Source organism: Ralstonia mannitolilytica (assembly GCF_000954135.1).
In the GTDB taxonomy this organism is placed as follows: Bacteria; Pseudomonadota; Gammaproteobacteria; order Burkholderiales; family Burkholderiaceae; genus Ralstonia; species Ralstonia mannitolilytica.
This window is the reverse complement of record NZ_CP010799.1, coordinates 1827219-1842981: the sequence shown is the minus strand read 5'-3', so window position 1 is coordinate 1842981 and position 15763 is coordinate 1827219. Positions and strand designations below refer to the sequence as shown.

The following is a 15763-nucleotide window of genomic DNA, read 5'->3' as shown; positions in this document are numbered from 1 at the left end:
TCCCTTGAGATAAGCGTTGCGTTTAGGCCGGCCGCATCACACAGAAGTTCCGGCCTCTGCCTCGCACAGGTCCGGCATCATGACAGAACTGCGCCTGACGGCAAGCAAAAGTTGTTTCGAATTATGACTCTGCGCTGTCATCCGGCTGTGCATCGGCGCCCTGCGCGGTCTCGCCGCCGTCAGCGCCGTCGCCGTCTTCGGCATCGGATTCCACCACACGCTGCAGACCAGACAACTTGTTGCCTTCACCCACCGAGATGAGCGTCACGCCCTGCGTGGCGCGGCCCATTTCGCGGATCTCGTCCACGCGCGTACGGATCAGCACGCCGCCCGTCGTGATCAGCATGATCTCGTCTTCCGGCGCCACCAGCGCAGCGGCAACGACCTTGCCGTTACGCTCGGACGTCTGGATGGCGATCATGCCCTTCGTGCCGCGGCCGTGGCGGGTGTATTCGGAGATCGGGGTGCGCTTGCCGTAGCCGTTCTCGGTGGCTGTCAGCACGCTACCCGCGCGAGCCTGGGCACCGTCGCCTTCGGTCTCGGCCGGGGCGACCAGCATGGCGATCACCTGCTGGCCCTCTTCCAGGTTCATCCCGCGCACGCCGCGCGCCTGGCGGCCCATCGGTCGCACGTCGTTCTCGTCAAAACGCACCGCCTTGCCGGCGTCCGAGAACAGCATCACATCGTGCTTGCCGTCGGTGATATCCGCACCGATCAGGAAGTCGCCCTCGTCCAGGTCCACCGCGATGATCCCCGCCTTGCGCGGATTCGAGAACTCGGTGAGCGCCGTCTTCTTGACCGTGCCCTTGGACGTCGCCATGAAGACGAAATGCTGTTCGTCAAACTGCTTGACCGGCAGGATCACGTTGATCTTTTCGCCGGGCGAGAGCGGGAACATGTTGACGATCGGACGGCCGCGCGAGTTGCGACTGCCCTGCGGCACTTCCCACACCTTCAGCCAGTACAGGCGGCCGCGGTTCGAGAAGCACAAGATGTAGTCGTGGGTGTTGGCGACGAAGAGGGTGTCGATCCAGTCATCTTCCTTCGTTGCGGCGGCCTGCTTGCCGCGCCCGCCACGCTTCTGCGCCCTGTATTCGGAGATCGGCTGGCTCTTCATATAGCCGCTGTGGGACAGCGTCACCACGAGATCCTGCGGCGTAATGAGGTCTTCGGTGTCCAACTCGGTCGCATTGTGCTCAATCTGCGAGCGGCGCTCGTCGCCGAATTCAGCGCGGATCGCAGTGAGTTCGTCGGCGATGATGGCCGTAATGCGCTCTGGCCGCGACAGAATGTCGAGCAGGTCAGCGATCTGCGCCATCACTTCGCGGTATTCCTGGACGATCTTGTCCTGTTCGAGGCCTGTGAGGCGCTGCAGCCGCATCTGCAGGATTTCCTGCGCCTGGGTGTCAGACAGCTTGTAGAGGCCGTCGCCCTGCATGCCGAACGCCGGCAGCAAACCTTCCGGGCGATACGCGGCGCGCCCGCCTGCGGTTTCACTCTCCGCACGCGAGAGCATGTCGCGCACGAGACCGGAATCCCAGCTGCGGCTCATCAACTCGGCCTTGGCCACGGGCGGCGTGGGCGCCGCCTTGATGATCGCGATGAACTCGTCGATGTTGGCCAGCGCAACGGCCAGGCCTTCGAGGATGTGGCCACGCTCGCGCGCCTTGCGCAGGTCGAAGACCGTCCGACGCGTCACCACTTCGCGCCGGTGCAGCAGGAAGCACTCCAGCATCTGGCGCAGGTTCAGCAGGCGAGGCTGGCCATCCACCAGCGCCACCATGTTCATGCCGAACGTGTCCTGCAGCTGCGTATTCTTATAGAGGTTGTTGAGCACAACCTCGGGCACCTCGCCGCGCTTCAGTTCGATCACGACCCGCATGCCGGACTTGTCCGATTCGTCGCGGATGTCGGAGATGCCCTCGATGCGCTTTTCCGTCACCAGTTCGGCAATGCGTTCGAGCAGCGTGCGCTTGTTAACTTGATATGGCAGTTCGTCGACGATGATCGCCTGGCGCTGGCCGCGGTCGATGTCCTCGAAGTGCGTCTTGGCCCGCATCACCACGCGGCCGCGGCCGGTGCGGTAGCCCTCGCGCACGCCCGAGATGCCGTAGATGATGCCGGCGGTCGGGAAGTCCGGCGCGGGAATCAGCTCGATCAGCTCATCGACCGTGGCTTCCGGATTGCGCAGCAGATGCAGGCATCCGTCGACGACTTCATTGAGGTTGTGGGGCGGAATGTTCGTCGCCATCCCCACGGCAATGCCGGACGAGCCGTTGATCAGCAGATTCGGAATGCGCGCCGGCAGAATGGACGGCTCGGTTTCAGAGCCGTCGTAGTTCGGCTCGAAATTGACGGTTTCCTTGTCGATGTCTGCCAGCAGTTCGTGGGCGATCTTGGACAGGCGGATTTCGGTGTAACGCATCGCCGCGGCGTTGTCGCCATCGACCGAACCGAAGTTGCCCTGACCGTCGACCAGCATGTAGCGCAGCGAGAAGTCCTGCGCCATGCGCACGATAGTGTCGTACACAGCGGTGTCGCCGTGCGGGTGATACTTACCGATCACATCGCCGACGATACGCGCGGATTTCTTATAGGGACGGTTCCAGTCGTTGTTGAGCTCGTGCATCGAGTACAACGCACGACGATGCACCGGCTTGAGACCATCCCGAACATCTGGAAGGGCGCGGCCCACGATCACGCTCATCGCGTAAGCGAGGTACGAGCTGCGCATTTCTTCTTCGAGCGATACCGGGAGTGTCTCTTTGGCGAATTGATCCATTGGGCGAACGATGGGAGGCCCCGTAGTGATCACTACAAGGCGCTGCGGTTGCGCGAATAACAGAACATTTTACCATGCCGCAAGCCCCCTCCTCCTTGCATCGGCGAGCGACGCATCCTCAACCCCGGGCACGTTCCCTGCGAGGGTGGGCAAAACCGGCGATCCAGTCCCCATAAGGGTTTGCGAGCTGTTTTTTGCCTTGTTGCGTACACACCACAAGGCCATGGCGCCCCGTTCGAATCGCTTATATTTGCTTTTTAGGAGTGCGTGCTTGTGGCACAATCCCCCAGCGAAGAGGCAGACATTGTTCGAAGTGGAGCCTTCACCACACCGAGAATGTTATACTCCGAAGAATGTATGACTTGTTTTCGTCCCATCTGCTCGCAGTCTTCTGCGGTGATCTCATCCTGAGAGGAGAAATATGAAAAAATTTGCCAAGCTCGCGTTCGCTGCAGCTGCGGTAGCCATGGCTGCGTCCGCCTACGCTCAGTCGGTGCCCTACGAAAAGAAGGCCGTCAACGACAACTGGGGTAACGGCACGAGCGAGTGGGTCTGGAAGAACGGCACGAACGAACTGTGCTGGCGCAATGGCTTCTGGACGCCGGCAACCGCCAACGCACAGTGCGACGGCGCTCTGGCTCCTGCTGCTGCTCCGGCTGCCGCTCCGGCCGCTCCGGCTGCCCCGGTGGTGTCGAGCGAGAAGGTCACGTTCGCTGCTGACGCCCTGTTCGACTTCGACAAGGCTGTGCTGAAGCCGGAAGGCAAGGCCAAGCTGGACGACCTGGTCTCGAAGCTGAAGGGCATCAACCTGGAAGTCGTGATCGCTGTTGGCCACACCGACTCGTTCGGTTCGGACAAGTACAACGATCGCCTGTCGGTCCGTCGTGCTGAAGCCGTGAAGGGCTACCTGGTCAGCAAGGGCATCGAAGCCAACCGCGTTTACACGGAAGGCAAGGGCAAGCGCCAGTTGAAGGTTGATCCGAAGTCGTGCAAGGGTTCGCGCAAGGCACAAATCGCCTGCCAGCAGCCGAACCGTCGTGTGGAAGTCGAAGTGGTCGGCACCCGCAGCGCACAGTAATTCGGTCAGCACCGGAAAAAAAGCCCAGCTTTCGCTGGGCTTTTTTTTTGCCCTCCATTCCGGAGGATCGCTTCCGCTTATTTCCGAATAAGCGAGGAACAAAAAAGCGATGACGCCAACGCGCCATCGCTTTCTTTTTGGCGTATCGCGGATCTTCCGACCGGCCCTCGTATTAATTAGTAGGCAGGGGTAGCCTGATCGTTGGCGACCATTGCGCGATCGCCAACACGCAGGTTGTTCGGGTTACGCTGCGTGACGGTCGCAACACGTCCGTCGTCCAGGCGTACCGTCACGCGATAAACGGTCTGGCCGCCCGCGCCGGCGCGTTGCTCCACCTGATTACCCGCGTACGCACCGAGCGCGGCGCCCCCGATCGTTGCCACCGTATTGCCCGTGCCGCCGCCCACCTGGTGGCCGAGGATCCCGCCGGCCACACCGCCGATGATCGTGCCCAGGATGCCCGGGCTATTGGCCGGCGCCTGCATTGGCTGGATCGACTCGACACGGCCATACAGCGCGCCCGTTTGCTGCGGCTGGCCGCCGTACGCGGGGGGCGGGGCATATCCGCCGTTGTAGCCACCGCCATAACCGGGGGCGGCGCAACCGGCCAAGATCATCATGCCCGCAATACCGAGCCCTACAACAATGCGTTCGGTTTTCATTGGTCTCTCCTTGAGCGTTGGTGACAGTTGGAGAAAGCGCATGCGCATTTGTTCACCTCTGTTTCAAAGTGAAACTTTTCCGCCTTCAACGTCATTGGTCGGGGCCGTGCTTTTTGGTACATTTCTTCACCTAGCCGTTATGCCTTGGCGCAGCGCAACATGACAACCACTCACGCGAACGCCGACCCCGGCGAGCTCGACAAATTCAGTGAACTCGCCCACCGGTGGTGGGACCCGAATAGCGAATTCAAGCCCCTCCACGAAATCAACCCGCTACGCCTCGACTGGATCCAATCGATCGTTCCACTGGCGGGCAAACGCGTTCTCGATGTCGGGTGCGGCGGGGGCATTCTCTCTGAGAGCATGGCGCGTGCCGGGGCCACCGTCAAAGGCATTGACCTGTCACGCAAAGCATTGCGGGTCGCCGACCTCCATGGCCTTGAAGCCGGTGTGCCCGTGGATTACGAGGAGATCGCAGCAGAAACGCTCGCCGCGCGCGAGCCGGCCAGTTTCGACGTCGTGACTTGCATGGAGATGCTCGAACATGTGCCCGAGCCCGCCTCCGTTGTGCGCGCTTGCGCGACGTTGGTCAAACCCGGAGGCCACGTGTTCTTCTCGACCATCCATCGCAATGCCAAGGCCTATCTGCTCGCGGTGATCGGCGCGGAGTACGTGCTGAACATGCTTCCGCGCGGGACACACGATTACGCGAAGTTCATTCGCCCCTCCGAGCTGGCCGCGTTCGTGCGGTCCGCGGGCCTCCAGGCCGAGGAGATGCGCGGCCTGGAATACAACCCCATCACGTGCCGCTACGCTCTCACCCGCGACACCAGCGTCAACTATCTGATGGCCACGCGCCGTCCGGCCGACGCATGACCGCCAGCCGTTTTCCCCACCCGCTGGGTGCCGTGCTGTTCGACCTTGACGGCACGCTGGCGGACACGGCGCCCGACCTCGCCGCCGCGACCAACAAGGTCCGCACCGACCGCGGCCTGGAACCGCTGGCCTACGAAGCGCTTCGGCCCGTAGCGTCGCATGGCGCGCGCGGGCTGATCGGCGTGGCCTTCGGCGTGGGGCCCGGCGATGCCGAATTTGAATCGCTGCGGCTCGCGTTCCTGGCCAACTACGAAGCGGAAATCTGCGTGCGTACGCGGCTATTCCCAGGCATGGACGACGTCCTCGCCGAGCTCGGCCGGGCAGGAATCCCATGGGGAATCGTCACCAACAAGTCGGGACGGCTGACGGTGCCGCTGGTGGCGCAGCTGCCGTTTCCCGTCGCACCAGCCTGCGTGGTCGCGGGCGATACGACGCCATACGCCAAGCCGCACCCTGCGCCACTGCTGCACGCGGCGGAGTCGATCACTGTTGAGCCGAAGCACATCGTGTACGTGGGCGACGACCTGCGCGACATCGAAGCCGGCCGCGCTGCTGGCATGACTACCATTGCCGCCAGTTACGGCTATTGTGGTAACGGGCCCTCGCCCGACGAATGGCGCGCCGACGCCTTGATCGCCAGCGCTGGCGAGCTCATTCCGCTGCTGCTCGAATCGCAACGCGCCTGAGCGCGAGGCCGGGGCCAGCGCCCCGGGCATCTTTTTGAGGACCGCCGCCTCTGGATTGGACGCGGCGGTCGATCCACTGACCACGTACGGCCACCGCCCCGGCCGGACCGATACCAGCATGAGCACTTCCCCCGACTCGCGTCCTGATCTGCAACTGAACTCCAGCGGCTGGCGCGCCCGGCTCGATCGCGTGCGGACTTCGGCGGGCTGGCAGCGTGCCGTGCGGGCGGGGCAGTCGCAGCGCACCCGGCGGATCGGGCTGGGCGTGCTGATCTTCCTCGTGGTGTTTGGGCTGGTCGGCGCCTTCGGCGGCCCCCCGCTGCTGCGCCACCTGGCACAGACGCAGTTGAGCAAGGTGCTGGACCGGCCCGTGACCGTCGGCAAGATCGGCATCAACCCGTACACGCTGCGGCTTGACGTCGACCAACTCCACGTTGCCGAGCGCGACGGCAAGACGCCATTCGTCGACATTGGCCATCTGCACGTGAATGCGGCGTGGAGCTCCCTCTTCCACCGCGCCCCCGTGATTGAAGCGCTGAGCATCGATGCGCCGCGCGTTCGCATCGTGCGTACTGCTGATCAGCGCTTCAATTTCTCCGACATCATTGACAGGCTCAATCAGCCCGAGAACCCGCCCAAGCCGAAATCCGAAGAGCCGGCGCGCTTCGTCTTCGCCAACCTGCAGATCAGCAATGGCGCAATCGACTTCGTGGATCAGCCGCTTGGGACACAGCACAAGGTAGACGCGCTGCAGATCGGCGTGCCCTTCCTGGCGAGCTTGCCGGCCGACGTGGACATCTTCGTGCAACCGCTGCTGGCGGCGCGCATCGACGGCGCACCCCTGCACTTCGCCGGCAAGACGAAGCCGTTTGCCGAATCGCTGGAATCCAACCTCAACATCAAGATCGACGGGCTCGATCTGCCGCGCTATCTCGGCTACGTGCCAGGCCCGCTGCCCGTGGCCGTGCCGCAAGGCAAGCTGACGACCGACCTGACGATCGATTTCCAGAAGCCCAAGAGCGGCGCGCCGGTACTGCGCCTGCACGGCACGGCGGGCGTCGACCACCTGGAGGTGACCGACGCGAAGAAGGCTCCACTGCTCGCCGCTAGACAAGTGCGCGCCACGCTGACCGATGTGCGCCCGCTGGACAACGTTTTCCATCTCGATGCGCTGTCGCTCGATGGTGTGCGCGTCGATGCCGTGCGCGGCACCGATGGCGCGGTCAATTTTGCGCAGCTTGGCGGCAAGTCGGCGCCCGCCGAGGTCAAGCAGGCGCAACCCGCTCCGGCCCCGGTCGCCAAGCCCAAGCCTTTGGACGTGGCGGTCAACAAGCTGGAACTGGCGAACAGCATCGTCCACTGGCGCGACGCCACCACACAACCGGCTGCAGAGCTGACGCTGAAGGACCTCCACGGGCAAGCCGCCGTGCGCACGCTCGGCGGTCCCACCACGCTCGACGTAGGCGCCAAGCTTGCACAAGGCGGCGCGCTCAGCATCAAAGGCAACACCTCGCTCGAGAAGAACACCGGCGAACTGGAGCTGCACCTTGATGCCGTCAAGCTGGCAGGTGTCGGCCCGTATCTGCGCCAAGGGGGAGCGCCCCAATTGCAGGACGGCGCGCTGTCTGCCGAAGGCAAGATCGCGCTCGACTTCGGGACCGACAAGTTCAACGTGCGCGCAGAACCGTTGAGAGCCACCCTGGCCGATCTTTCCTTGGCACCGTCCACCGGCAAGAACACCGCGCTGCGTGCGAAGCATCTGAGCGCGGATGTGAAGCGCTTCGACTTGGCCGCACGCACGCTTGCGCTGAACGAAGTGCGCGCCGACGGACTGCAGATCGACGTGCTGCGCAAGAAGGACGGCACCACTACGTTGACGTTGCTCGATGGCGCGCAAACCGCCACCAGCAAACCGGCCGCGCCGGCCAAGCCCCAGGCCAAGGCTCCGGCCGAAAAACCCTGGGCCGTGACAGTGCAGGCGCTCAAGCTGGACAACAGCGCCCTCGGCTTCGAAGACCTGTCGAATTTGCGTCCGGTGAAGGTGCGTGTCGAGCCGCTGAACGTGGTCGTGCAGAACGCCTCCACCGACCTCGGCAAGCCCGTCAACGTGCAAATTGGAGCGGGGATGGGCGCCAAGGGCAAGCTCGACGTGCGCGGCGAAGTCGTTCCGCAACCGCTGAAAGCGGACCTGCGCGTGAACTCGCAGAACCTGTCGCTGGCGGGCTTGGATCCGTATCTCGACAAAACCCTGAACGCCGCCATCACAAGCGCGCTGCTGACGATGGACGGCCGCCTCGTGGTCAGCCAGGGCAAGGCGCTGACGGTGAGCTACCAGGGCAATGCGACGCTGGGCAACGTACGGCTGCAAGACCGCGTGAGTTCGGACGACTTCCTGCGCTGGCGTTCGCTTGCGCTCAACCGCATCCAGGCCAATTACGACGGCAACACACCACGCGTGCGTGTGGGCGCGGTGGCACTGTCGACGTTCTATGCACGGGTCATCATTAACCCGAACGGACGCCTGAACCTGCAGGACATCCGCGTGCAGCCGAGCGAAGACCGCCGATCCCTCACGCAGAGCGAACCTGCCGCGGGCACGGCTGCCACGAGCGCGCCAGTGGCAGCCTCGGCGCCCGCTTCGCCCCCGGCGTCCGCCGTGGTTGCGTCCACCACACCCGCGCCCAAGGCGGGCGGCGCAGACTTGCGCGTCGATGCCATCACGCTGCAAGACGGCAACATCCGCTTTACCGACAACTTCGTCAAACCAAACTACACCGCCAACCTCACGGCCATCGGCGGCTCGATCGGCACGATCAGCACCGCCGCCAACCAGACACCTGCCGACGTGACGTTGCGCGGCAGTGTCGATGGCACAGCACCGGTGGACATCCACGGCAAGGTCAACCCGCTCGCGCCCACGGCCTTTGTGGATCTCACTGCCAAGGCAGACGGCGTGGAGCTGACCAACCTCACGCCCTATTCCGCCAAATATGCCGGCTACCCGATCACCAAGGGCAAGCTGACGATGGACCTCCACTACCTGCTAGACCAGGGCAAGCTGACGGCGGACAACCACATCTTCATCGACCAGCTCACCTTCGGCGACCGTGTGGAGAGCAAGGACGCCACCAACCTGCCGGTGCGCCTAGCCGTGGCGCTGCTCAAGAACTCGCGCGGAGAAATCGACGTGCGCGTGCCGGTGTCGGGCTCGCTCGATGATCCGCAATTCAGCCTCGGCGGCGTCATCCTGCGCGCGTTCGTCAACCTGATCGTGCGGGCTGTGACCGCGCCGTTCTCGCTGCTCGCCAGCGCATTTGGCGGCAGTGGCGGCGAAGAGCTCGGCTACATCGAGTTCGACCCCGGCACCGCCGTCATCACGCAGGCGTCGCTTGTCAAGCTAGACAAGCTCGCCACGGCGCTGAAGGACCGCCCGGCGCTCAAGGTCGACATCGTCGGCCGCGTCGACCCCGAGCTCGACCGCGACGGACTGCGCCGCGAAGCCGTGAACCGGCAGATCCGCGAACAGAAGCTCAAGGACGCGGGCGATGCCGCCGAAGCCGACGCCACCGTCTCCCCCGAAGAGCAGAACAAGTATCTTCAACGCGCGTACAAAGCCGCCAAATTCCCCAAGCCGCGCAACATGATCGGCCTGGCGAAATCCTTACCGCCCGAAGAAATGCGCAAGCTGATGGAGACCAATGTGCAGGTGACCGATGCGGACCTGCGCGAATTGGCACAGCGCCGCGCCAACGCCATTCATGTGGCCTTGGCTGAACGTGTGGATCCGGGACGTCTCTTCGTAGTAGCCCCGAAGCTCAACGCGGATGGCATCAAGGACAAAGGCAAGACGACCCGGGTTGATTTCGCACTGAAGTAGCCCATCTATGGGATAATCGATCTTCTTCTCTGGGGCCGACCTGGTTTCGACGTGGGTTGCAAAGCAGTGGAGGGCATACCGAGGACCCGTCACCTCGTTAATCAATGGGAATGCAATAACTGCTAACGACGAACGTTACGCACTGGCAGCCTAAGGGCCGCCGTCCTCGCACTGGCTCGCTGACGGGCTAGGGTCGCAAGACCAGCGAGGTCATCTACGTCAGATAAGCCTCGGGAGTGTCACGGGCCCGAGGACGAAAACCTAGTGACTCGCCGTCGTAGAGCGTGTTCGTCCGCGATGCGGCGGTTAAATCAAATGACAGAACTAAGTATGTAGAACTCTCTGTGGAGGGCTTGCGGACGCGGGTTCGATTCCCGCCGGCTCCACCAGCTTTTCAAAGCAAAAACCCGCGACAGCACAAGCTGTCGCGGGTTTTTTCTTGGTGTGGCAAGAGGTACGCACTGCCTTCACCCCAACGCCACACCGATCGCGTTCACCGGGTCGGCAGCAACCGGACAACCGAACCGGCATCGCCGGCAAGCCGCTCTCGCCACCGGACTAGTTGTAGTTCATGACCAATGTCACCGCGGTATTCGCCGTGCCGGCCTCAACCACGGACGAGGTCTGGTAGTAGGCCGCTTTGAACGGAATATTGAAATCGCCGCCTGCCCCGTCGTAGCCGCTGAAGGCGATCATCGTGTTGAGCGGCACTGGATCGCCCCCCTCATTGAGAATCTGCAGGCCGATGCCCCTTGCGGTCGATGCTGTATTGAGTGCGACAACCGAGCGCGAACTGTCAATGATGTTGGTATTGGGCTTCAGCAGATACGATACCTTGCTGATGCCCCCGGGACACTGTTTCAGGCCAATCGAGAAGTTGACTGGTGCCAATGAAGTACCAGGCCCTTTGAATTGCGTGGCTCGATTCTGGTCGCCCATCTTCACGGTCACATCCGCCGTCTTGCAACTGAAGGAGCCAACGCCAGCCTTGTTGCCCACTTGGAACGCGATGGCATCGCGCTCTTTATGGTCCCATTGTCGTTCTGCAAAGTCATATTCCACGCGAGGCCGGTGTTCCCGATAGGGAAATCAAAAAGAGTCGGGCCTGAAGACTACCCGACAATGTTCCGTATTCCTCTGCTATAGGCGAGCTTGCAAACAAAGGCTTCCTGATTCTCACACACCCTATTGCTACCTTCCCAAATGATTGAGCCGACAGGCATATCGCGCGGCACGTTGAGGGTGCGTGGAATCCAGTAATTCGGTGTCGCAGGACCGCCGCCGGCAAATTCGCAATTGGCAGCGTATGCCCCAGTGGAAATCGTGATCATCGACGCCCATGCGAATAACGCGGTTACATGGGTGATCCGCACATATACCGATCTTTACCTGCGCGAGCCGCCGAAGACAGCATTCGCTCTCCTCATCAAACGTGTTCTAACCATCCTGCCTTCCTCCCATTGGTTTGAGCGTTTCAGGTAACCACTTTTCGATGTGTCTTCGGAAACGGCTTGCTTATCGGCAACGCAACGTCTGCCGCTGATAGTTCCGGCCTGCCTCGGCCTTCGGGAGCGCATAAGGCGCTTGGCACTGGCCTTCCTTCCACTTCACCGTCAACGTGCCCGTCTCCTCCTGCAAGAGCACGAAGGCGTTGCCGGCAGGGTCCGCGATGCCAAGGTGCCTGCCCGTTTGGGCGTCTTGCACGCTGGCCCCGAACGGCACCGGCGTGCCGTCGGCCCGTTGAAGCGCGAACTGGGCGCGCTGGCCGCTATGCCCCTTGAACGTGGCCAGCACGATCGCGCCGCGGCGAGGCACGACCTGCTTGACGGTATCTTCCAATTCCACATCCGCGCCCAGGTTGTGGGTCGCCGGGCTGAGGGCGTTCAGGCGATACGGTTGCGCATAGGTGACGACGGCGTAGCCATTGCGGCCGACCGAGGTACCGGCATCGGTCTTGACGTCTACGCCCTTGAGCCCTTCCATCTTCATCAACGCAAAGGTGTCGCCCACCGTACGGCCCAGGTTGACACCACCGCGGTGTACCACCACGGAGCCCGTTGCCCCAACGCTGGCCGATTGATAGTCGCGTGAAGCGTTCAGGTTGGCGTTGAGCTGGCCGACATCGGTATCGCGCGTAATGCTGGCCCCGCCCGATGCGCCGCGCCCCCTCCCGGTGTAGCCGGCCTGCATGGCATAAGACGTGGTCTCGTTCACGAAGCCGCTCAGGCCGCTTTGAACGGTGGTGCCGCCGTTGTTGCTGTTGCTGATGTTGGTATAGGCACGCGCAGACCGGACCTTGCCGCCCAGCGGAATCGACATGGTCAGCATGACCTGCGTGCTGTTGCCGTTTCCGCCGAAGCGCGTGTCCTTCGTCTGGCTCAGGCTCAGGTTGTAGCTCAACTGCTTCCAGTTGTTGCCGTAGCCGACGCTGATGCTGCGGCTCGAACCCGGTCGATTCCAGAAGGTCTGCTGGCTCAGGTTCAGGTAGACGCTGCCGTATCGCCGCTCGATGCCACCCAGATCCTGGCTGGTGGTCAGGTCGATCCGTGATCGGCTGCGCCCGGACTGAAAGCCCGCCGTGCCGGCCACGTCGCCGTTCGGGTCGTTGCCGACGTCGTTGACGTGGTCATTGAAGGTCCGATAGCCCGATGTGGAGTATCGATAGGCAGCCAGCGTGAAGTTAGTATTGGTTCGGGTAAAGGTTTTGGCGTACAACACCCGCACACTCTGGCCAGTCTCCCGCTTGCCGTGCGCGCGACTGCTCGATTGGGTCACGTCAACGGACAGCGCGCCAATGGGCGTGTTCGTACCGACACCCACGTTCACGGCCTGGAAGTCTTTCGAGAACTGGACGCCGCCGGCGACCGTGCTGTTGTCGGTCAGGCCGTACACCAGCGAAGCACTGACGAGATTCGGTGACGGCCCCCGCTCGCCGTCGTACTTGCCCGCCGCGAAGTTGTACTTCAGACGGCTCTTGCGCAGCATCAATGGAAGACTCGAGAACGCCTGGTGCGTGACGCGCTTGCTGCCGTCCGCTTCAATGACGGTGATTTCCAGGTCGCCGTTGGAGCCGGACGGAAAAATGTCGGTCAGCTGGAAAGGCCCGGGCGGTACGTTGGCGCGATACAGCACGTAGCCACTCTGGCGCACTTCGACAACCGCGTTGGTGGCCGCCTGCCCGCGCACGACCGGTGCATAGCCGCGCTCGCTGTCAGGGAGCATGGCGTCGTCGGAGCCGACCTGCACGCCGCGAAAGCGTACGCTGTCAAACAACGTTGCATCGGAGTACTGCTCGCCAAGGGTCAGTTGGCCCTTGATTGCGTCGATGTCTCGCTGGACCAGCGTGCGGTTGCTCTTGAAGCGTGTCTGCCCGCTGTTGCTTCCACTTACCGTGGATTCGTTCCGCAGCCGCCAACGGCCAATGTTGACGCCGTTCTGCAGGCCGACGAAATAGCTGCTGCTATCGTTGCCGACACGGCCGTGGCCGTAGTTGCCGCTGAACTGGTAGTTGACGTAGCCGGCGGTGACACCCTCGTCCCACAGCGCAGGGTCGACATAGCCGCGTGCCGCGCGGGAAAGAAACGCCTGTGGGATGCTGAGATTGAGTTGCAGACGGCCAGCGTCGAAGTCCACCGCAGCCTGGTCCAGCAGGTGAGGTAGATCGAGGCAAGCCTCGCTGTTGACGTCCAGCGGCGGCGTGATGGCACTGAGGTTGACGCCGAAATCCTGCAGCATCTTGGCCGTCAGGCACGGCCGCAGCTTGGCGTTGTCGCCATCCTGGTAGAAATCGATGTCTCGACGGCCGACCAGATTGCCGTTGACCTCCACCTCCACACGATAGGTGCCTGGTGGCACGCTGCTGCCCGAGCTCAGCACGGCGCTCAGGTCGGCCGGGCGCCCTTGGCCGTGCAGGAAGCTCGTGTTGTAGGCCAGCAGCGTAGGATCGATCTGCGCAACCAGCGTCTCGCCCTCGGCGGCGCGCGCGCTGTTCATCATCGCCAGACACACAGCCAGATACAGCGGCGTCGCGCTCGGGCGTGCAGCAATTGCTTTTCCGTGGGTCTTTCTGGAGAACGCTTTGGGAGTCCGGCATCTAGACATCGCAATGCTCGCTTCTGGCTTGGTGAATCGGCGGGTGTCACATACGCAAGCTCCGCTACGGTGGGTGCGGGCTAAGCTAGCCCACGCGGGCTGGCACATCGGGTCAGTGGTCGTCGGCCCGATCAGTTACCAGTAGAGACCGGCGTGCTGGGCTGACTGCCGCGCAAGGTGACGCGGTAGCTTTGGCGGCCGCCGTAGTCATTGATGACGTCGTAGCGAAGCTCGGGCTGGGCGGCGCCGTTGCCCGGCAACTGCACCGGCAGCGCTACCGTGGAATGCGGCGCCACCATCTTTGCCTCGATGAGCGGCGCTTCTGCATTGCCCGCGTGCACCTTTGCATCGACCACGGTGACGTGGAACAGACTCGGGTTGCTCAGCCTCAGCATCGCCTTGCCGCCATCCTGGTTGAGTTGCCACTGCAGGCTTGAAGGAGCCTTCTGCGGGTCTGCGGTCAGACCGGCCGGCCGGTAGAACACCTTGATGCGCTGGCGGACAGCCAGTTGCAATACGTTCTCGTTTGGAGCCGCCTGCGGAACCTCCTGCACGTTCAGCCAGAAGGCCGACTCGCGGTCTGTCGGCATACCCACACCTTCGTACAGCACGCGCAAAAGCTGCTGCTGCTTCGCTGCCAGCTTCGCCAGGGGCGGCGTAATGGCAAACGGCAGGTGACCATTCGCGTTGTCCTCAAGCGGATCCAGCCAGGCCTGGATCAAGGCATCGGCACCATCGTTCGTGACGACGACGGACGTTTCCTTGTTGTTGCCGTCAAAGATCAGGCGCGTGGTGCTGAGGGAAATACTGGCGTGACTCGCGGACGCAGCCAACGCGCACGCCAACGCCGCGCCAGCGGCGCATCGTTTTGCTTTCATATCCGGGATGGCCTTTGAACAGATGGGCGGCAGCGGCGGGGGAATAACCGCTGACCGCCGCCGATTGAAGCCAGCCGTGAAGGCTGGCACCAGGCTTACTCGTAGGTGAGCGTGAACGGCAGGCTGGCGTTGGCGATACCCGGCTTGATCTTGGTCGGGTCTGCGGCCACATACGCTGCAGCGAAACGCACGTTGACTGCGCCACCGGTCGACGGCACCGTCGTCTGTGCCAGCAGGTCGCCGCTGCTCAGGTCGTACGCGTTTGCGCCCGCGCCGGTACCTTCGTACACGGCAATGCCCACGCCCTGGGCGAAACCTGCGGCAGTGTTGCCGTTGTTCACGCGCAGCGTCTTCTTGTCTGCGCTCAGGTCGGCCGCCTTGCCTGCGAACTTCATGCTGACCTTGGCGCCGGTCTTGCAGACCACGTCAAAGTTGGCGGAGCCGGCACCACTCGTCAGACGCTTCGGTGCTGCAACCGTGCCGATGTCGTCGGCGGCGACCTTGCCCATGTCGACGTTGATGGTGCCCGCATCGCCGGTCACCGAAGACACCTTACAGGTGTCGCTCAGAATCGCGCCTTGGAAGTTGATAACGCCATCCACCGATGTGGGCGTCGTTTGCGCCATTGCAGCGGAGGACAGAGCAGACATGGCGACGCCAGCCAGGAACAGTTTTGCTTTCATTGACTTACCCTTAGATTGAATCCGCGGCACGAACGTGCGGGATTTGGTCGAGAACAAATGCCTATCGAAGAAGGCAGGCGCAAGTATTTCAAGCGAGGCGTGCGCGCCATATCGGACTGCTCCGAAAAGCAGGCGAGCCTTATCGATTG

10 protein-coding genes and 1 other RNA gene are annotated in these 15763 nt (G+C 62.9%); 5 read left to right on the top strand and 6 right to left on the bottom strand.

Going from position 1 to position 15763, the window contains the following annotated elements; translation table 11 throughout:
- Positions 1-121: 121 nt before the first annotated feature.
- Positions 122-2782, bottom strand: coding sequence for a DNA gyrase subunit A (gyrA, locus tag TK49_RS08770; RefSeq protein WP_045786330.1), 2661 nt, complete (start codon positions 2780-2782; stop codon positions 122-124).
- A gap of 421 nt (positions 2783-3203) precedes the next feature.
- Here gyrA and ompA point away from each other — a divergent pair, with 421 nt between their 5' ends.
- Entirely contained in the window at positions 3204-3860 is a 657-nt protein-coding gene (gene ompA, locus TK49_RS08765) for an outer membrane protein OmpA (RefSeq protein WP_045786329.1), read from the top strand.
- A 176-nt stretch (positions 3861-4036) separates the two neighbouring features.
- On the opposite strand, the gene TK49_RS08760 is transcribed toward ompA, so the two are convergent.
- Positions 4037-4522, bottom strand: a complete 486-nt coding sequence (locus TK49_RS08760; protein ID WP_045786328.1) for an outer membrane lipoprotein — start codon at positions 4520-4522, stop codon at positions 4037-4039.
- Positions 4523-4681: 159 nt separating this feature from the next.
- Here TK49_RS08760 and ubiG point away from each other — a divergent pair, with 159 nt between their 5' ends.
- The 4 genes from ubiG to ssrA all read left to right on the top strand — a co-directional run bounded on the left by ubiG (position 4682) and on the right by ssrA (position 10350).
- Positions 4682-5398, top strand: a complete 717-nt coding sequence (ubiG, locus tag TK49_RS08755; protein ID WP_045787818.1) for a bifunctional 2-polyprenyl-6-hydroxyphenol methylase/3-demethylubiquinol 3-O-methyltransferase UbiG — start codon at positions 4682-4684, stop codon at positions 5396-5398.
- Complete coding sequence (locus TK49_RS08750; protein WP_045786327.1) at positions 5395-6084, top strand: HAD family hydrolase; 690 nt, start codon at positions 5395-5397, stop codon at positions 6082-6084. Before ubiG ends, TK49_RS08750 begins: the two co-directional genes overlap by 4 nt.
- Positions 6085-6202: 118 nt before the next feature.
- Complete coding sequence (locus TK49_RS08745) at positions 6203-9961, top strand: DUF748 domain-containing protein (protein WP_045787817.1); 3759 nt, start codon at positions 6203-6205, stop codon at positions 9959-9961.
- 31 nt (positions 9962-9992) lie between these two features.
- Positions 9993-10350: a transfer-messenger RNA gene (ssrA, locus tag TK49_RS24115) on the top strand.
- Between the two features lie 169 nt (positions 10351-10519).
- Here ssrA and TK49_RS08740 read toward each other — a convergent pair.
- From TK49_RS08740 to TK49_RS08725, 4 genes are all read right to left on the bottom strand, one after another.
- Entirely contained in the window at positions 10520-11023 is a 504-nt protein-coding gene (locus TK49_RS08740; protein WP_052698601.1) for a fimbrial protein, read from the bottom strand.
- Between the two features lie 453 nt (positions 11024-11476).
- A complete protein-coding gene (locus TK49_RS08735; RefSeq protein WP_240479873.1) occupies positions 11477-13957 on the bottom strand; it encodes a fimbria/pilus outer membrane usher protein in 2481 nt (826 codons plus the stop codon).
- A gap of 227 nt (positions 13958-14184) precedes the next feature.
- The gene (locus TK49_RS08730; RefSeq protein ID WP_233902534.1) at positions 14185-15021 is read right to left on the bottom strand and encodes a fimbrial biogenesis chaperone; all 837 of its coding nucleotides are present in this window, start codon (positions 15019-15021) and stop codon (positions 14185-14187) included.
- A gap of 5 nt (positions 15022-15026) precedes the next feature.
- Positions 15027-15614 (bottom strand): fimbrial protein, encoded by a 588-nt coding sequence (locus TK49_RS08725; protein ID WP_045786324.1) that lies wholly within the window; start codon positions 15612-15614, stop codon positions 15027-15029.
- Positions 15615-15763: the final 149 nt, after the last annotated feature.